The organism is Rhizobium sp. 01T417, from assembly GCF_056398905.1.
Window position 1 is genome coordinate 1 of the sequence record NZ_JBFTQH010000065.1, and the last position, 18,458, is coordinate 18,458.

16 protein-coding genes and 1 pseudogene are annotated in these 18,458 nt (G+C 62.3%); 11 read left to right on the forward strand and 6 right to left on the reverse strand.

Translation table 11 applies throughout. The features are described from left to right. From AC1DPR_RS30370 to AC1DPR_RS30380, 3 genes and pseudogenes are all read right to left on the reverse strand, one after another. Positions 1–436 (reverse strand): annotated as a pseudogene (locus AC1DPR_RS30370) (reverse transcriptase domain-containing protein); the annotation flags it as partial. A 211-nt stretch (positions 437–647) separates the two neighbouring features. Then, a complete protein-coding gene (pyk, locus tag AC1DPR_RS30375) occupies positions 648–2,087 on the reverse strand; it encodes a pyruvate kinase (protein WP_018860297.1) in 1,440 nt (479 codons plus the stop codon). Further along, on the reverse strand, positions 2,084–2,572 hold the full coding sequence (locus AC1DPR_RS30380; RefSeq protein WP_025658050.1) for a DUF1036 domain-containing protein: 489 nt from the start codon (positions 2,570–2,572) through the stop codon (positions 2,084–2,086). Before AC1DPR_RS30380 ends, pyk begins: the two co-directional genes overlap by 4 nt. A 198-nt stretch (positions 2,573–2,770) precedes the next feature. Here AC1DPR_RS30380 and AC1DPR_RS30385 point away from each other — a divergent pair, with 198 nt between their 5' ends. From AC1DPR_RS30385 to AC1DPR_RS30395, 3 genes are all read left to right on the forward strand, one after another. Further along, on the forward strand, positions 2,771–3,562 hold the full coding sequence (locus tag AC1DPR_RS30385; RefSeq protein ID WP_025658049.1) for an N-formylglutamate amidohydrolase: 792 nt from the start codon (positions 2,771–2,773) through the stop codon (positions 3,560–3,562). A gap of 11 nt (positions 3,563–3,573) precedes the next feature. Then, positions 3,574–3,879, forward strand: coding sequence for a DUF1244 domain-containing protein (locus AC1DPR_RS30390; protein WP_018860293.1), 306 nt, complete (start codon positions 3,574–3,576; stop codon positions 3,877–3,879). A gap of 91 nt (positions 3,880–3,970) precedes the next feature. Further along, on the forward strand, positions 3,971–4,234 hold the full coding sequence (locus AC1DPR_RS30395; RefSeq protein WP_007527482.1) for a DUF2312 domain-containing protein: 264 nt from the start codon (positions 3,971–3,973) through the stop codon (positions 4,232–4,234). Positions 4,235–4,308: 74 nt separating this feature from the next. Here the strand turns inward: AC1DPR_RS30395 and AC1DPR_RS30400 are convergent, their stop codons facing one another. After that, positions 4,309–5,067, reverse strand: a complete 759-nt coding sequence (locus AC1DPR_RS30400) for an alpha/beta hydrolase (protein ID WP_113471949.1) — start codon at positions 5,065–5,067, stop codon at positions 4,309–4,311. Positions 5,068–5,455: 388 nt separating this feature from the next. Between AC1DPR_RS30400 and AC1DPR_RS30405 the strand changes: the two genes are divergently transcribed. The 8 genes from AC1DPR_RS30405 (at position 5,456) to AC1DPR_RS30440 (ending at position 16,116) form a co-directional block, all read left to right on the forward strand. Beyond that, positions 5,456–6,073: an ANTAR domain-containing response regulator gene (locus AC1DPR_RS30405; protein ID WP_018860291.1), complete on the forward strand. Its 618-nt coding sequence runs from the start codon at positions 5,456–5,458 to the stop codon at positions 6,071–6,073. Further along, the gene (locus tag AC1DPR_RS30410; protein ID WP_113471948.1) at positions 6,070–7,284 is read left to right on the forward strand and encodes a CmpA/NrtA family ABC transporter substrate-binding protein; all 1,215 of its coding nucleotides are present in this window, start codon (positions 6,070–6,072) and stop codon (positions 7,282–7,284) included. Before AC1DPR_RS30405 ends, AC1DPR_RS30410 begins: the two co-directional genes overlap by 4 nt. Positions 7,285–7,603: 319 nt before the next feature. Beyond that, positions 7,604–8,866, forward strand: a complete 1,263-nt coding sequence (locus AC1DPR_RS30415; protein ID WP_025658044.1) for an MFS transporter — start codon at positions 7,604–7,606, stop codon at positions 8,864–8,866. 17 nt (positions 8,867–8,883) lie between these two features. Next, positions 8,884–11,334, forward strand: a complete 2,451-nt coding sequence (gene nirB, locus AC1DPR_RS30420) for a nitrite reductase large subunit NirB (RefSeq protein WP_018860288.1) — start codon at positions 8,884–8,886, stop codon at positions 11,332–11,334. Between the two features lie 10 nt (positions 11,335–11,344). After that, positions 11,345–11,674, forward strand: coding sequence for a nitrite reductase small subunit NirD (gene nirD / locus AC1DPR_RS30425; protein WP_018860287.1), 330 nt, complete (start codon positions 11,345–11,347; stop codon positions 11,672–11,674). After that, on the forward strand, positions 11,674–14,331 hold the full coding sequence (locus AC1DPR_RS30430; RefSeq protein WP_169682355.1) for a nitrate reductase: 2,658 nt from the start codon (positions 11,674–11,676) through the stop codon (positions 14,329–14,331). Before nirD ends, AC1DPR_RS30430 begins: the two co-directional genes overlap by 1 nt. Then, on the forward strand, positions 14,303–15,799 hold the full coding sequence (cysG, locus tag AC1DPR_RS30435; RefSeq protein ID WP_477817864.1) for a siroheme synthase CysG: 1,497 nt from the start codon (positions 14,303–14,305) through the stop codon (positions 15,797–15,799). The genes AC1DPR_RS30430 and cysG overlap by 29 nt, the downstream gene beginning before the upstream one ends. After that, on the forward strand, positions 15,799–16,116 hold the full coding sequence (locus AC1DPR_RS30440; RefSeq protein WP_018860284.1) for a hypothetical protein: 318 nt from the start codon (positions 15,799–15,801) through the stop codon (positions 16,114–16,116). Before cysG ends, AC1DPR_RS30440 begins: the two co-directional genes overlap by 1 nt. Before the next feature lie 7 nt (positions 16,117–16,123). Here the strand turns inward: AC1DPR_RS30440 and AC1DPR_RS30445 are convergent, their stop codons facing one another. Both AC1DPR_RS30445 and AC1DPR_RS30450 read right to left on the reverse strand, forming a co-directional pair. Beyond that, positions 16,124–17,230 (reverse strand): HPP family protein, encoded by a 1,107-nt coding sequence (locus tag AC1DPR_RS30445; RefSeq protein WP_018860283.1) that lies wholly within the window; start codon positions 17,228–17,230, stop codon positions 16,124–16,126. A gap of 59 nt (positions 17,231–17,289) precedes the next feature. Continuing rightward, the gene (locus tag AC1DPR_RS30450; protein WP_113471945.1) at positions 17,290–18,198 is read right to left on the reverse strand and encodes a LysR family transcriptional regulator; all 909 of its coding nucleotides are present in this window, start codon (positions 18,196–18,198) and stop codon (positions 17,290–17,292) included. Between the last annotated feature and the right edge of the window lie 260 nt (positions 18,199–18,458).

The following is an 18,458-nucleotide window of genomic DNA, read 5'->3' on the forward strand; positions in this document are numbered from 1 at the left end:
CCTTGTCCACCTCATCCAGCAACACATTGGCCAGAAGTGGCGACAGCGGCCCACCCTGCGGCGTGCCTCGGGTCCGCTTGAGGACCACACCCCCATCAACAATGTCGGCGTTCAGATAGGCCCGTACCAAGCGGATCACGCCGGGATCGCGGATTTTCTTGCGCAGACGGTCAATCAGGATGTCATGGTCAACCCGGTCGAAGAATTTCTCCAGGTCAACGTCCACGACAACCCGCCGTCCGGACTGCACGAACGATTGCGCCGCCAGGACGGCATCGTGTGCACTCCTTCCGGGACGGAAGCCGTAGCTGTGCTGACTAAAAGTCGGATCAAGAATAGACTGGAGGACTTGCAGGAGCGCCTGTTGGATCAGACGGTCCAGCACCGTGGGGATGCCAAGCTCGCGCTCGCCGCCCCCTGGCTTCGGGATCATCACATATCCGGTTCTTGTCCATCGGCCCGCAGGTTCGATCCACGCTTCCTCCCCACGGTTGGTCACCCTTCCGCAGTTGCGCTTCACTTCGCTCGCTGTGACCAGCTTACGGTGGGACTTCCACCCACAAGAATGCGCCCATGCTGGGCGCACAACAAAAAGAGCCGTCGCCTAGGTCAGGCGACGGGCTTTCGTTCAATCCCTACGGAAAATCTTAGACGCCGCTCTGGCCGTCGGAGCCGATATAGGCGATGCGCAGCATGTTGGTGGCACCAGGTGTCCCGAGCGGCACGCCGGCCGAGATAATGATGCGGTCGCCCGGCTTGCCGAAGCCTTCATCGGCTACTATGCGGCAGGCACGGTTGACCATGTCGTCAAGGTCGGTCGCGTCATGCGTGACGACGCAGTGCAGGCCCCACACGATGGCAAGGCGGCGAGCCGTCTGGATGACAGGCGACAGCGCCAGGATCGGCACCTGCGGGCGCTCGCGCGAGGCGCGCAAGCCGGTTGTGCCTGACGAGGTATAACAGACGATGGCCGACAGGCGCAGCGTCTCGGCGATCTGCCGGGCCGCGAGCGAAATCGCGTCGGCGCCGGTTGCCTCCGGCTGCGCACGCTGCGCGTAGATAATACCAGGATAGTGCGGCTCGCGCTCGATGGCGCTGGCGATCGAGGCCATCGTCGAGACCGCTTCGACCGGGTAGTCACCCGAAGCGGATTCCGCCGATAGCATCACCGCATCGGCGCCTTCGAAGACGGCCGTGGCGACGTCGGACACCTCGGCGCGGGTCGGAACCGGCGCGGAGATCATCGATTCCAGCATCTGCGTCGCGACGACGACCGGCTTGCCCGAACGGCGGCAGGCGCGGATCAATTGCTTCTGGATGCCCGGCACGGATTCGAGCGGCATTTCGACGCCGAGGTCACCACGGGCGACCATGAGCGCGTCGGACAGCTCGATGATTTCCTCGATGCGCTCGATCGCCTGCGGCTTTTCGATCTTCGACATGATGCCGACACGGCCGCGCGCGATCTTGCGCACTTCAGCCAGATCTTCCGGGCGCTGCACGAAGGAGAGCGCGACCCAGTCGACATCGTCGGTTTCGAGAACAGCTGCGAGGTCGGTGCGGTCCTTGTCGGTCAGAACCCCGACGGTGAGCAGCGTGTCGGGAAGGCTGACGCCCTTGCGGTCGGAAATCTTCGTGCCGGAAATGACCGTCGTGACGATGCTCTTGCCGTCGCACTTTTCAGCGCGCAGGGCGAGCTTGCCGTCGTCGATCAGCAGGCGGTGACCGGGCTGCACCGATTCCAGAATTTCCGGATGCGGCAGGAACACGCGGGTGGCGTCGCCGGGAATGTCCTTGTTGTCGAGCGTGAAGGTGTCGCCCGGCTTCAGGTCGACCTTGCCTTCGGCGAACTTGCCGACGCGCAGCTTCGGGCCCTGCAGGTCGGCAAGGATGCCGATCGGACGGCCGGAGCGCGCTTCGACGGCGCGGATACGCTTGATCAGCGTGCGCATCACGTCATGGCTGGCGTGGCTCATGTTGATGCGAAAGACGTCGGCACCGGCCTGGTGCAGCTTCTCGATCATCGATTCCTCGGACGAGGCGGGTCCGAGCGTGGCGAGGATTTTAACTTTGCGGTTGCGCTTCATTGATTCGGGCTTTCTTGGGTGCCTGGGGTATCGGAAAGTTGAACCATCCAGCTGCCCTGGCGGCCCGTGTCATATTCCTTGAACCCCATCTTTTGATAGCCACGGGCGTAGCAATCATTGACTCCCGTGATCTTGAACTCGTTTTCCGCCACGCACATCTGCACGTCACCCGTCCATCGGCCTCCCCGGGCAGCGTCTTCGGCGTAGAGATAATAGTATCGGGACTGCAACTCCCCCTCGATCAGCGTCGCACAGGTCGTCGCCGGCACTTGCCACCAGCCTTCCGTCATCCAGCCATCCTTGGCTCGATATCCGATCGCCACGCCCACCAGATTCTGCGTTCCGTTGCACACACGGAAATCCGCGCGGGCCACATCGGCAATGAAGAACGGCGAGAACGCCGCAAGGACAAAAAGGGCAAAACGGGCAAGCGGCCCGGAACGCGTAAGGAAACTTGGCGCGGTCTGGATCAACACGACTTCCAATTGGCTCCCGGTTATTCGATGTTTGTGCTTTCTTGCGCTGCCTCCCGGCGAATGTCAACGCAATGCTAATCGATTATATCCTAGATGACCGACCGTACTTCGGCCGGGCCGCAGCCTTTGCTTGCCAAGCGCGCTTGAACCCATCGGTGACGCGTGCGATCAAAGACGGCCCCGTAAACTGCGATCGACATTTCATCCATGAGCACTTTCAAATCATTTGAACTACTGGCCGGCGATCATGACAAAGGCATGGTGCTGCTCGGCGATCACGCGATGAATCGACTGCCGGAGCGCTATGGACGACTTGGCTTGCCGGACAATGCCTTCGAGCGCCACATCGCCTATGACATCGGCATCGAGGGACTTGTCAGGAACCTGTCGACGAGGCTCCGAGTGCCCGCCGTCCTGGGCGGCTTTTCGCGGTTGCTGATCGACCCGAACCGGGGCGAAGACGACCCCACGCTGATCATGAAGATATCGGACGGCGCGATCGTGCCGGGCAACCATCCGATCACCGTGGAGGAGTGGAATTACCGGATCGAAACGTTCCACCGGCCCTATCACAATGCCGTCAGCGAAACGATCGACAGAGTCGCCAACAAGACCGGGAGTGCGCCGCTCGTTCTCTCGCTTCATTCCTACACGCCGGTCTGGAAACACTTTCCCCGCCCCTGGCACGCAGCCGTTCTGTGGGATACCGACAAGCGCGCAGTCGCCCCCTTGCTTGATTTGTTGCGCAGCGATCCCGATCTCGTGGTCGGTGACAACGAGCCTTACGACGGCGCGCTGAAGGGCGATACAATGTATCGACATTGCATGCTGACCGGCATTCCGCACGCGCTGCTCGAGGTACGCCAGGATCTGATCGGCGACGAGCCGGGTATTGCCGCGTGGGCGGACCGTCTCGCACCGATCTTCGAGACCATGAATGCCGATCCGGCACTGCACGAGTACAACGTGCATGTGTCGCGCACCGGTCCGTACGAATAAAGGAGACCGAGATGGCCGCCCTGACGAGACAACAACAGACCGAATTCGAGGCTGCGGCTTTTCGTCGCCTCGTGGAGCACCTGCGCGAGCGCAGCGATGTCCAGAACATCGATTTGATGAACCTTGCGGGCTTCTGCCGCAACTGCCTGTCCAACTGGTACCGCGAAGCAGCCGAGACGGACGGAGTTCCGCTCTCCAAAGACGAATCGCGCGAAATCGTCTACGGCATGCCGTATGACGATTGGAAGAACCTCCACCAGAACGACGCCTCGGCGGAGCAAAAAGCAGCGTTTGAGCTGAACAAGCCGCACAAATAATTCCTGTGCGGCTCGAATCGGCTTGACCCCGGACACGCTTCGCGGCAGTCAACGCCATACGAATTTTCCCACCCCCAATCAGGAGAACACGATGTCTGATGCTCATGGCGTCGCCCGCGATCAGCTTCGCGCCTTTGTGGAGCGCATTGAACGCCTGGAAGAAGAAAAGAAGACCATCGCCGACGACATCAAGGACGTCTACGGCGAAGCCAAGGGCATGGGCTTCGATACCAAGATCCTCAAGAAGGTCGTTGCGCTGCGCAAAAAGGACGAGCAGGAACGTATGGAAGAGGACGCAATCCTCGACACCTATCTGCATGCACTCGGCATGATCGAAGCTCCGCCGGAAGGCTGATCGTTTCGCGCCTTACCTTCAAAGCCGCCGACATTCTCGGCGGCTATTTTGTTTGCGATTGGGTCGGGCAGAACTTATCTGCCGGCTTCCTTGGCCGCCTTCTCGATCACGTCAGCAACCTTTTTCGGCTGCGAGGCGAAGACCGCGTGACTGGACTTGATCTCGGTGACCACGCTGCCGGCACGCTTTGCCATGGTCCGCTCCAGTTCGGGGTTGATGGAGCGATCCTCGGTCGCCACGATGGACCAGCTCTTTTTCGTCCGCCAGGCAGGTTCCCCGACTTTGGTGCCAAAGACCTCTTTCGCAGCAAAGACCTGTGACTGCGCCACGAAGGCTGCTTCGGCCTTAGGCAGGTCGGCGGCAAAATCGGCGTGAAAGACGCTTGGATCGAGATAGAGATACTTGCCGTCCTTGGTTTCCTTGATGCCCTTTCCGGCCGGAGGCTTTGAGCCCGCAAGAGTAGCTACACTTTCGCCCTTGTCAGGCTGGAAGGCCGCCACATAGACAAGTCCCTCGACATGCGGGTTCCGGCCGGCTTCCGTAATGACCATGCCGCCATAGCTATGCCCGACCAGTAGCGTCGGCCCATCCTGCAGGTCCAGCACGCGGTTCGCCGCAGCGACGTCGTCGGCGAGCGAGGTCAAAGGTTCCTGTACGACCGTAACGTGAAAGCCGCGCCGCTCCAGGATTTCGGTGGCCTGGCGCCAGCCGGATCCGTCGGCGAAGGCGCCGTGAACAATGACGATATTCTTGATGTCAGCGGCCTGGGACGCAAAGGCGATGACGCTGGTGGCGAGTGCCAGTGCGAAGGTGGAAACGATACGGCGGTTCATGCGGTCGCTCCTTTAATCTATGGGATGCCGGGCTTGAAATGGTCGGGAGGCGCGGCTGAGGTTGAAAACGTGGGTAATCTGGTCTGCGCGACGTATCGCTGATATGTCAGGCTCCATCGTGATATGTAACGCAGTGTAGGAAGCTCAACCCTGTGCAAATTTGCGTGGGAACGCTGCGCCCGCCGCCCTCGCCAATGCTCATAGAATAAGCATTGAAACAAATTGCTTGATTTTGAGGCGTCGTTCGCGCATTCAATGCCGCACAAGGGACTTCGACCTTGGCCTCAGAGATCATAGGGCAAGACAACCGCAGCATGGCACCTTTCGCGATATCAATGCCGACGCTATCTCATCTGACGCAAATCCCTGACGACCGGCGGTAGACCCCGTGGCCAACCGCTCTTCCAAGCCTGGTGACCTCAACGTGCTCGTCATCGACGAGAACAGCATCCGCGCGTCGATCATCGATGTTGGCCTGCGGGAGGCAGGCTACGACAACGTCACGATCATCGACGACATGAACGGCCTCGCGAGGCGTATCACGGAGATCAACCCCGACGTCATCGTCATCGACCTCGAGAACCCGAACCGCGACATGCTGGAAAGCATCTTCCAGATTTCCCGCGCGGTTAAGCGCCCCATTGCAATGTTCGTTGACAAGTCGGACGAGGCCTCCATCGAGGCCGCCGTCGAGGCCGGCGTCTCCGCCTATATCGTCGACGGTCTGAAGCAGGAGCGTGTCCGCCCGATCCTCAAGATGGCGATCAGCCGTTTCAATGCCTTCTCGCGCCTGAACCGCGAGTTGGAGGAAACGCGCGGCGAACTGGAAAACCGCAAGCTGATCGACCGCGCGAAGGGATTGCTGATGCGATCCCGTGGACTGAGCGAAGATGAGGCCTATGCGCTCATGCGGCGAACGGCCATGAACCAGAATAGAAAAATCGTCGAGATTGCCCAAAGCCTGATCACGGCTGCGAGCCTTCTGGATCCGGGAACCTACCCATGACGAGCACACATCAGATCACCGCCGGCTTTCTGCCGCTTCTCGACAGCGCAATTCTGGTCGCCGCCAAGGAGAAGGGCTTTGCAGCGGAACAGGACATCGAGCTGAGGCTCGTGCGTGAACGCTCATGGGCGACGATTCGCGACCGGCTTGCGGTCAGCCATTTCGACGTGGCGCATATTCTCGGCCCCATGCCGATCGCCTGCAATCTCGGACTGACCGCGCCGGCGCCGCGTATGATCGTGCCGATGGCGCTTGGACTTGGCGGCAATGCCGTGACTGTCTCCGCCGACGTCTGGAGCGAGATGGCCGCATGCGGTGCCTCGCCCGATCTCGACGCCGACGCGAGCGGCCTTGCCCTGCGGCGCGTCATTGATAACAGGAAGGGCGAGCGTCTGCGCTTCGGCGTCGTCCACCCCTATTCAGGTCACAACTACGAGCTGCGCTACTGGCTCTCCGCAAGCGGCATCGATCCCGACAAGGATGTGGAGATCGGCGTCCTGCCTCCGCCCGATATGGCGGACGCGCTGACATCAGGCCTCATCGACGGCTACTGCGCCGGCGAGCCATGGAACACACTCGGCGTGCTTCATAACCGCGCGCATCTGGCGACGGTGAAGGCCGCCATCTGGAAATCGAGCCCTGAAAAGGTGCTTGGCGTCAACAACCGCTGGGCCGACGGGCATCCGGAAGCGCTCGCGGCCCTCCTGCGGGCGCTTTACACGGCCTCCCGCTGGTGCGCCGACATCCGCAATCACGAGGAGCTTGCCAAGCTGCTCGCGAAGCCCGCCTATGTCGATCGGCCTTTGGAAAGTCTGTTACCCGCATTGACCGGTCTGCTGCACATTGGCGGGAAGGAGACGCTGAGCATCAAGGACTTCTTTGTCCCCAATGCCAAGGCAGCGACGTTCCCTTGGAAGAGCCACGCCTTGTGGTTCTACACGCAGATGGTTCGCTGGGGGCACATCCGGCATACCGCAGAACACCAGCAGATCGCCAACGACACCTACAGGCCCGATATTTACAGAAGCGCCTTGAAGGCGCTTGATGTCTCGATGCCGGCGGCGAGTTCGAAGGTGGAGGGTGCGCTCAAGGTCGAGACGCCCGTCGGCTCGAGCGGGGCGCTAACCCTTGGGCCGGACGGCTTCTTCGACGGCGGCCTGTTCGATCCCGATGACGTCGACAGCTATATCGCGAGCCAAGCTCGCCGCTGAGCACGTGCTTATTTTATACGCATTGCACAAATTTTAGAGCGATTGCTGCACGTGCGTTGACACCGAGGACATCCGCGGGATCTCCGCTGCTAACGATTTTCATTCAAAAACAATAGCTTACTAAAACTGGCACGGCCCTTGCTTTGTTATAAGCAGGCCAACAGGCCAAGAATTCCGCGTCCAACGACGGGCGCCCACAGCAAAGCCGCTGATCAGGATATCTCGCGCACGTCTAGTGAAAGCGCGCCCTGACCAGCGGCTTTTTGTTTTTAACCCCTAGCGATGGATAGGCACGACCTTGTCGGGCCCCGGAGAAGCCATGTCTGTTATCAGGAACACGCAGTCCATGTCCGCCGGCGAACCAGCCAAAGCATTGTGGATGTCCACGATTGCCTTCACCCTCTGTTTTGCCGTCTGGACGATCTTCGCGATCATCGGCATCCGCATCAAACAGGATCTCGGCCTGAACGAAGCCGAGTTCGGATTGTTGGTCGGCACGCCGGTTCTGACGGGTTCGCTTGTCCGTATCGTCCTTGGCATCTGGACCGGCCGTTATGGCGGCCGCCTCGTCTACACGCTCACCATGTTGGCTGCTGCCCTGGCGACCTTCCTCCTCTCCTATGCCCAGACCTACACGCAGATGCTGATCGCCGGCCTCGGCGTCGGCCTTGCCGGCGGCTCCTTCGCAGTCGGCGTCGCCTATGTCTCGCCCTTCTTCCCGCCTCAAAAGCAGGGAACGGCGCTCGGCATCTTCGGTGCCGGCAACGTCGGCGCCGCAGTGACCAAATTCGCGGCACCCTTCGTCTTGATCGCCTGGGGCTGGCAGGCGGTTGCTCAGATCTGGGCGGTCGGCCTGGCATTAATGGCAATCGTCTTCTGGTTCACCACAACGGATGATCCGGCCTTCCGCCTTCGCCGCGAGGGCAAGGTTGCCTCCAAGAGCCTGGCACAGGAATTCGCGCCGCTGAAAAACGTCCAGGTCTGGCGTTTCTCCCTCTACTACTTCTTCGCCTTCGGCGGTTTCGTTGCCCTGTCGCTGTGGCTGCCCCGCTATCTGGTCGGTGTTTACGGCTTCAATCTAGCAACTGCAGGCATGGTCGCAGCCGCTTATTCCATTCCGGGCAGCATCTTTCGTGCATTCGGCGGTGTTGTCTCCGACAAGAAGGGCGCCCGCAGCGTGATGTATGTGATGTTCGCCGTCGCAGCTGTCGCGACACTCATCCTGTCACTCCCGGCTGCCGGCGCAAGCGCAACGGTCGGCATCACGCCTGCGGTCTTCATCGTCGTCATCTTCGCTCTCGGCTTCGTCATGAGCCTCGGCAAGGCCGCCGTCTACAAGCACATCCCGGCCTACTACCCTGAAAGCGTCGGCGCCGTTGGCGGCATCGTCGGCATGATGGGCGGCCTTGGCGGCTTCATCCTGCCGATCGCCTTCGGCTTTCTCAAGGATATGACCGGCCTCTGGTCGAGCTGCTTCATGCTGCTCTTTGCGATCGTGATCATTTCGCTGGTCTGGATGCACCTGTCGGTCAAGCAACTCGACCGCCGTGGCCTCTCCGCCCAAGCCGTCGCTGCCACCTGATCTGAGGACCTGAAACCATGACTGAGAAGCTTGTCATCATCGGCAACGGCATGGCGCCCGGGCGCATGCTCGAGCACCTGTTCGAAAGGACGCCGGGCCAATATCAGGTCACGATCTTCAACGCCGAGCCGCGCGTCAACTACGACCGCATCATGCTCTCGCCGGTTCTGTCCGGCGAAAAGGACTACGAAGAGATCATCATCCACGGCGATGGATGGTACATCAAGCACGGCATCACCCTCTACAAGGGCCACAAGATCATCAAGATCGACCGTGCGGCCAAGACGGTCACGTCGGATCACGGCGTCACGGAAAGCTACGACAAGCTGGTGATCGCCACCGGCTCCGTGCCCTTCATCATTCCCGTGCCCGGCAAGGATCTGCCCGGCGTCATCACCTATCGCGACCTCGACGACGTGCAGGCGATGCTGCTCGCCGCCCAGTCTCGCGAGAAAGCGATCGTCATCGGCGGCGGCCTGCTCGGCCTTGAAGCGGCGGCCGGCCTTGCCTCTCGCGGCATGGACGTCACTGTCCTGCATGTCATGCCGACACTGATGGAGCGCCAGCTCGATCCTGCTGCCGGCTATCTCCTGCAGAAGGCAGTGGAAGAGCGAGGCATCAAGGTCATCTGCAAGGCCAATACCAAGGCCATCATCGGTAACGGCAAGGTCGAGGGCATCGAGCTCGACGACGGCCGTATCATTCCGGCGACCCTCGTCGTCATGGCGGTCGGCATCCGCCCGAGCGTTGGGCTCGCCAAGGACGCCGGCATTGCCGTCAACCGCGGCATCGTCGTCGATGACGGCATGCTGACCTCGGACGGCAGCATCATGGCGCTCGGCGAATGCGCCGAAGTCGGCGGCATGGTCTACGGCCTTGTCGCTCCGCTTTACGAGATGGCCCGCGTCGCCGCCTCGCATCTATCCGGCGACCGTTCCGCTGCCTTCGTGCATTCCGACACGCCGACCAAGCTCAAAGTGACAGGTATCGAGCTCTTCTCGCTCGGTGACTTCGCCGATGGCGACGACCGAGAGGAAATCGTGCTGCGCGACGCCTCAGCCGGCGTCTATAAGCGCCTCGTGTTGAAGGACAACAGGATCATCGGCACCGTGCTCTACGGCGAAACCGCCGACGGCGCCTGGTTCAACGATCTGAAAAAGAAACAGACCGATATCAAGGAAATGCGCGAAACGCTGATCTTTGGTCAGGCCTACCAGGGAGGGTCGCCGCTGGACCCTATGGCGGCCGTTGCAGCCTTGCCGGATGACGCGGAAATCTGTGGCTGCAACGGCGTATGCAAGGGCAAGATCACGTCGACGATCACGTCCAAAGGCCTGACGTCACTGGACGACGTGCGCGCCCACACCAAGGCGTCCGCCTCCTGCGGCTCCTGCACCGGCCTCGTTGAAAAGCTGATGACGCTGACGCTTGGCGACAGCTACAACCCGGCCGCCGTCACGCCGATGTGCACCTGCACCGAACTCAGCCATGACGACGTCCGCCGCCTCATCAAGGCCAAGGGTCTGAAGAGCATCCCTGCCGTCATGCAGGAGCTCGAATGGAAGACGTCGTGCGGTTGCGCCAAGTGTCGCCCGGCTCTCAACTACTACCTCGTCTGCGACTGGCCGGACGAATATGCCGACGACTACCAGTCGCGCTTCATCAACGAACGCGTCCACGCCAACATCCAGAAGGACGGCACCTATTCCGTCGTTCCGCGCATGTGGGGCGGCGTGACGAACTCCAACGAACTGCGCGCCATCGCTGATGTCGTCGACAAGTTCGAAATCCCGATGGTGAAGGTGACGGGCGGCCAGCGCATCGACCTGCTCGGCATCGAGAAGGAAGACCTGCCGGCTGTCTGGGCCGATCTCGGCAAGGCAGGATTTGTTTCCGGACAGGCCTATGCCAAGGGCCTGCGCACGGTGAAGACCTGCGTCGGCTCCGATTGGTGCCGCTTCGGCACGCAGGACTCCACCGGCCTCGGTATCCGCATCGAGAAGTTCATGTGGGGCTCCTGGACGCCGGCGAAGCTGAAGCTCGCCGTCTCCGGCTGCCCGCGCAACTGCGCCGAAGCGACCTGCAAGGATATAGGCGTCATCTGCGTCGACTCGGGTTTCGAGATCCACTTCGCCGGCGCCGCCGGCCTCGACATCAAGGGCACGGAGGTCCTCGGCCTCGTCAGGACCGAGGACGAGGCGCTGGAGCATATCGTGGCGCTGACACAGATGTATCGCGAGCAGGCCCGCTATCTCGAGCGCATCTACAAGTGGGCAAAGCGCGTCGGCTTGGAGGAAATACGCCGCCAGATCATGGGCGACGCCGACAAGCGCGAGGCTTACTACGATCGCTTCGTCTTCTCCCAGAAATTCGCCCAGGTCGATCCCTGGTCGGAGCGCGTCTCCGGCAAGGACAAGCATGAGTTCAAGCCGATGGCGACCATCGGTTACCCGCAGGCCGCTGAGTAAGGAGATTGATATGAACTGGATTTCAATCGGCGACATCTCCGACATTCCGCTGCGGGGCGCTCGCTGCGTGAAGACACCCCAGGGAAAGATCGCCGTCTTCCGAACGGCCGAAAACGAGGTCTTCGCCATCGAGGACCACTGCCCGCACAAGGGCGGGCCGCTCTCCCAGGGCATCGTCCATGCCAAGGCAGTCACCTGCCCGTTGCACAACTGGGTGATCTCGCTCGAAACCGGCAAGGCGCTCGGCGCCGATGAGGGCGAAGTGCGGACCATTCCCGTCCGCAACGAGGACGGCGCCCTCTACATCGCGCTCGAAAGCCTGATGATGGCAGCCGAATGATGCAGAAAGAGGTCAAGACAACCTGTCCCTATTGCGGTGTCGGCTGCGGCGTCATCGCCAAGCTCGCGGAAGACGGCAAGGTGTCCGTCAAGGGCGACCCGGACCATCCCTCCAACTTCGGGCGGCTGTGCTCGAAGGGCTCGGCGCTCGGAGAAACCGTCGATCTCGACGGGCGCATCCTCCATCCGGAAATTGCGGGGGAGCGGGCGGAATGGGGACAGGCGCTTGACCTCGTCGCGCAACGATTTTCCGATGCCATCGCCGAGCACGGCCCCGATTCCGTTGCTTTCTATGTGTCCGGCCAGCTGCTGACCGAGGACTACTATATCGCCAACAAGCTGATGAAGGGCTTCATCGGTTCGGCCAACATCGACACCAATTCGCGGCTCTGTATGTCGTCCTCCGTCGCCGGTCACCGCCGCGCCTTCGGCTCGGACACAGTGCCGGGTACCTACGAAGACATCGAGCTTGCCGATCTGGTGATCCTCACCGGCTCGAACCTTGCCTGGTGCCACCCGGTCATCTACCAGCGGCTGGCGGCGGCCAAGGCCGCGCGCCCCGGCATGAAGGTCGTCGTCATCGATCCGCGGCGGACGATGACATCAGATATCGCCGACCTGCATCTCGCCATCCGCCCGGACAGCGATGTTGCCCTTTTCGTCGGCCTTTTCGAACACCTGATCGCAAGCAACGCCATCGACCAGAACTACGTCGCCGAACATACCAACGGCTTTGCGGAGGCCTTTACGGCTGCCACAGGCGTCTCCTTCAACGAGGTGCTTGATATGACCGGCCTGCCGGCCATGCAGCTTCGCGAATTCTACCGCCTCTTTGCCACGACCGAGAAGGTCGTCACCTGCTACAGCCAGGGCGTCAACCAGTCCTCATCTGGCACCGACAAGGTCAACGCCATCATCAACTGTCATCTCGCCACCGGCCGCATCGGCCGGCCGGGCATGGGCCCGTTCTCGCTCACCGGCCAGCCGAATGCGATGGGTGGTCGCGAAGTCGGTGGGCTTGCCAACATGCTTGCCGCCCACATGGCCATCGAAAATGCCGAGGACCGCGACCGTGTCCAGCGCTTCTGGAATGCGCCGGCCATTGCGCAAACGCCGGGCCTGAAGGCCGTCGACATGTTCAGGGCTGTCGCCGACGGCCGCATCAAGGCGCTCTGGATCATGGCGACCAACCCGGTTGTTTCCATGCCGGATGCCGACGCCGTCGAGGCCGCCATCAAGGCTTGTCCCTTCGTCGTCGTCTCCGATGTCCTGAAAAGCACAGACACCGCCCGTCACGCCCATGTCCTTCTGCCCTCGCTCGGCTGGGGTGAGAAGAGCGGCACTGTCACCAACTCCGAGCGCCGCATCTCCCGCCAGCGCCCCTTCCTCGATGCACCGGGAGAGGCCCGCGCCGACTGGTGGCAGCTTGCCGAAGTGGCGCGCCGCATGGATTTTGCCCAAGCCTTCGACTTCAGCTCCAATGCCGAAATCTTCGACGAGCACGCCGCTCTCTCCGCCTTCGAGAACAACGGCCGTCGCGACTTTGATATCGGCGCATACGTCGGCTTGAACCGTCAGTCGTACGACGAACTCCCCCCTTTCCAGTGGCCACAGCCCGCAGGCCACAACGCGACCGAGACCCGCTTCTTCGCCAAGGGCGGCTTCTACCACGCCGACGGCAAGGCACGTTTCATCGCCGTCGAACCGGTCGCCTCGGATCGCACCAGCGCCGACTATCCCTTCACACTGAACACCGGCCGTATCCGCGACCAGTGGCACACGATGACCCGGACGGGCAAAAGTGCGCGGCTCTCCTCGCACATCGCCGAGCCCTTCGCAGAGCTTCATCCGCGCGACGCCATCGAGATCCGCGTCGGCAATGCCGGCCTCGTCGAAATAGAAAGCCCTCACGGCAAAGCCGTGGTTCGCGCCCTGATCACCGAGCGCCAGGCGCGCGGCAGCATTTTCGTACCGATGCACTGGAACGATCAGTTCGCCGCGAAGGCACGCATCGACGCCGTCGTCGCACCCTTGACCGACGCAATCTCCGGCCAGCCGGCATCGAAGAATGGTGCGGTTGCTGCTCGACGCTTCAAAGCGGCGCGCTACGGCTTTGCCGTTTCCGCAGCCAAGCCTGATCACCTCGATGCCGCCTATTGGGCGCTGGCAAAGGCCGAAGGCGGCTGGCGAGTGGAGCTCGCCTTCGACCAGCCGGTCGAGGACTGGTGCACGTGGTGCCGCAGCACCTTCGCTATTCCCGAGGGCGTCGAGCCGCTTGGTTACGCCGACCAGCAATCCGGCGATCTGAGGCTTGCCTTCTTTGGCGGCCAGCGACTGCTTGCCGCCTTGTTCCTGGCGCGCGAACCGGTGGCTGTTGCGCGCAACTGGGCGATCTCTCAGCTCACCGCCGAGCACACCAATCTGCGCAAGCGCTTCGCTCTCGTTGCCGGTCGCCCGGGCGCAGACAAGCCCGATCCGGGTGCCACCGTCTGCTCCTGCTTCGGCGTCGGCGTCAACCAGATCGTCGCCGCTGTACGCGGCGGCTGCCACAGCGTCGAAGCCGTCGGCAAGGAACTCAATGCCGGAACCAACTGCGGCTCGTGCCGCGCCGAAATCAGGGGGATCATCGATGGATGTCTTGCAGCAGCCGCGGAATGAAGCACCCGCCCGCATGGAACCGCTTGCCAAGCTGCCGGTGTTCTGGGCACTTGAATCCAAGCGCGTGATCGTCGCCGGCGGATCCGATGCCGCCGCCTGGAAAGCCGAGCTTCTCGCTGCCTGCGGCGCGGAGGTGCATGTCTACGCCGACGCGCTTTCCGACACTTTCGAGAAGCTGATCTCGCGCGGCGCCGAGCATCCTCGGGGCAGTTTCGTCCGTCACTGCCATGGATGGGATGAAACCATCTTCGCCGGCGCGGCCATCGCCATCGCCGACTGTGAGGAAGAGGACGAGGCGAAAGCCTTCTTCGACGCCGCCCGCATGGCCGGCGTCCCAGTCAACGTCATAGACAAGCCTGCCTTCTGCCAGTTCCAGTTCGGCTCCATCGTCAACCGCTCACCCGTCGTCGTCTCGATCTCGACGGATGGCGCCGCCCCGATCCTCGCCCAGGCGATCCGGCGTCGCATCGAGACGTTGCTGCCTTGGACACTCAAGGGTTGGGCTGAACTCGCTCAGACATTGCGCGACCGGGTCAATGAACGACTGACTCCCGGCCCGCTCCGCCGCGCCTTTTGGGAGCGATTTGTCGATCGCGCCTTTTCAAGTTCGGATACGCCGGAGGAGGGCGTCGGCGGGCTGCTTCTCGAGGAGGCCGACAGGCTTCGGGAAGCGCCCGCCCACTCCTCGCGCGGTCGCGTGACGCTGGTCGGCGCCGGCCCGGGTGATGCGGAGCTTCTGACGTTGAAGGCCGTCCGCGCCCTGCAAGCCGCAGACGTGATCCTCTTCGACGACCTGGTTTCTTCAGAGGTTCTGGAGCTTGCCCGGCGAGAAGCCAAGCGCATGTTGGTTGGCAAGCGCGGTGGCCGCACAAGCTGCCGCCAGGAAGACATCAACGCCATGATGGTGAAGCTCGCCAAATCAGGCAAGCGGGTCGTACGGCTGAAGTCCGGCGATCCGATGATCTTCGGCCGCGCCGGCGAAGAGATTGCCCATCTCGATCGCGAAAACATCCCCGTCGATGTCATCCCCGGCATAACAGCCGCAAGCGCCATGGCGTCCCGCCTCGGGATTTCGCTGACGCATCGCAACCATGCCCAATCCGTCCGCTTCATCACCGGCCATTCTCGTCATGGCGGCCTGCCGATCGATGTCGACTGGACCGCTGTCGCCGATCCGCACACCACAGCTGTCTTCTACATGGGTGGCAGGACGGCACCGCTCATCGCCGACCGGTTGATCGAGGAAGGCCTGCCGCCGGAAACGCCGGCCATCATCATCAGCGACGTGAGCCGTTCGACCGAACGTGACTGGAGCGGCACGCTCGCAACCATCCCTGAGGGAATTGCGGCGATCGGCTACGACAATCCGGTACTGATTGCGGTCGGCACTGCGCTTGCAGCACGCCTGAACGTTCGCGACACGAACGGTTTCGACGGTGATCATCGTTTGGTCATGGGTGCGCGCTGATGCAACTCCACACGATCGCCCCCGCCCTCCTCGTTCTTGCCATTGCCTTGAGCTGGCCGCCCTTCAGCAGCATCTTTCGCGGCGAAACACAGGCCGCGGTGGCAACTGCGCCGCTGACCATGATCGCCAGCGCCGTCAGCCTTTCCGCTCTCGGATTGGCCTTCGCCGGCAACGGACCATGGCTCGGCATGCTGATCGCGGCGCTAGGCCTGCTTCTCGGCTGGACGATGCGCACGCCGGCGCCGCCGTTTGCCATCTCGCTTTCCGCGCTTAGTCTGGCCGCATACCTGCAGTTCGGACCGCCCACTCTCTTCTAGCCGCCATTCAGGCCGCGATCCGCGCCGTCCGTTCCGGCAGCATGTGGGCCATGGCGCTTAGCAGGTCCGTCTGCGAGATGAGCCCGACGACATGGCCGGTGGGATCGACGATGACAACGGCGTGGGTGCGCCCGTCCGTCAAGACGGGCAACAGACTGACGGCCGGCGCATCTGGAGGAGCGGTTGCCGCCGTCACGATATGGCCGGCAACCTGCTCGGCCTGCATCAATTCGCGCAGCCCGACCGTGCCGATCAATCGCCCACTGCCATCCTTAACGGGCAGCGTGCGGATGTTGTGCTTCAAAAGCAGCGCGCGCGCATCCTCCGCCGTGGCTTTCTCCCCGACCGCAATCACATCACGCGACATGATATCGGCGCAGCTGACGGTGCCATGGGAACGAACGGCAGCCTCTACCTCGACCTGCCGCAGCAAGCGGCTCAAGTCACCACGATCGATATCGAACGTTTCCTCGAACTTCGCCAGCGCCGCGTCGACGTCTTCCTCGCGGAAGCCTATCCGTGTCACGGACGGCGGATCGATCGTCTGATGCGTATTGACCGGCGCCGGCACGGCGACGTGCGGATAGTTTCGCCGTCCCAGTTTATGGAAAACAATGCCGAGCGCCACCAGGATGCAGGAATTCAGCGCCACCGGCACAAAGGGGAAAAGCAGCCCCCAGCTCGCTACCGCCGGGCCGCCCAGCACGGCGGTCAGCGCCGCGGCGCCACCCGGCGGGTGAAGGCAGCGGGTGAACGACATGGCGCCGATCGCCAACGAGACGCCGACGCCGATCGCGATGATCGGTTCGTGAATGAAGTGTGCGGCGAGAATGCCCATCATGGCGGAGATCGTGTTGCCACCAATGATCGACCAGGGCTGTGCCAGCGGACTTGCCGGCACGGCGAAAAGCAGCACGGCCGAAGCCCCCATCGGCGCGACGATTAGCGGCAGGTGCGGGCCCTGGCCGAAAAAGTAGCCACAGACCATGCCTGTCAGCGCGATCGCAATCAGCGCGCCAAGGCAGGCAAGCATGCGCTCACGCAGCGTGGCGCCGGCGAGGATCGGCGAAAACAAGCGGCGGCCGAGGGCCTTGGGAGTGCTGGAATCTGACATGACGAACCGACAGTTTGTGAAACGAAGCGTGCGGGTTGCAAGAAGGTTGCGCGCAGAGGTCAGCCGCTTGGAGGTGAGAGGCCGTCCCTGCCCCTCGAGGCAATGAGGACATCGTGAAAAGCCTCGAACGCGTCCGATCGGTCACCCTTGCGGCGAACGAGAAAGGTCTCCACTGCGCCAATATCGCGGGTGACGATATCGGCGGGCCAGCGCAGAAGGTCGTAGACGGAGCGCGGCATGACGCCGAAGGCGTTGCCGGCGACAATGCTGGCGAGGATCGCATGATAGGAGCCGAGCTCGAGCGTGCGCGGCGAAGCGGCGTCCTCAGCCCACTCCTCGGCCATGCGCCGATAGGTGCAGCCTGGTTCCATCACGGCGAGCGTCCCGACACGCAGATCGGCTGCGGCTTTCACCTCGGGATGCTTCGGCGGAAGGACGAGGATCAGATCCTCGAGATAGATCCGCCGCGCTTCAAACCGGCCGAGGTCGAGATCGGCATAGCGCGTCTCGTCCAGCGACGTCTGCGGCGGCCGCGCGATCAACGCGCAATCCAGCTCTTCGGCGAGCACGCTCTGCATGAGCTCCCGTGTCGCCCCCATCGTCAATTGCAGGGAAACGTCGGGCCACAGCGACCCGAACCGCCTGATGACGTCGGGGAGTCGGCTCGCGGCCGTGCTTTCCATCGTTCCGACGCGCATCACTCCCGATGCAGCCAGCGGCCGCACGGCCTGCTTTGCTTCCACGGCCAGATCGGCAAGACGTGTCGCATAGGATAGAAAGATCGTGCCTTCGCGCGTCAACGACATCTTTTTGCCGTCTCGAGAAAACAGCGCCACCCCAAGATCCTCTTCGAGCTGCTGGACGCGCGTCGTGACGTTCGACGGCACACGCCCCACTGCGGCCGCCGCCTTCGTGACGCTGGAATGCGCCGCGACTGCCTTGAAGATTTCAATTGACGACAGATCCATATATTCGCTCGAAAAGAATACGGGAGGCGCTTTATTCTCTAAATGGAAACGAAAATCAACCGCTCTTTCTGGGATGTGACCGCGTTGCCCGATTTTTCCGCCCTGGCCCGGAATCGGCATAGGGGGCGATCATATTTGATCGCTCCCCTGCCACACCACCCGGCATGCGGGTCCGCACCGGGCGGTTCGAGGGATTGAGGTTATGCGAGTCTGGGCATTCCGAGTTGGTCGGCCCATCTGATGGTGAGAACGGCGTTGAT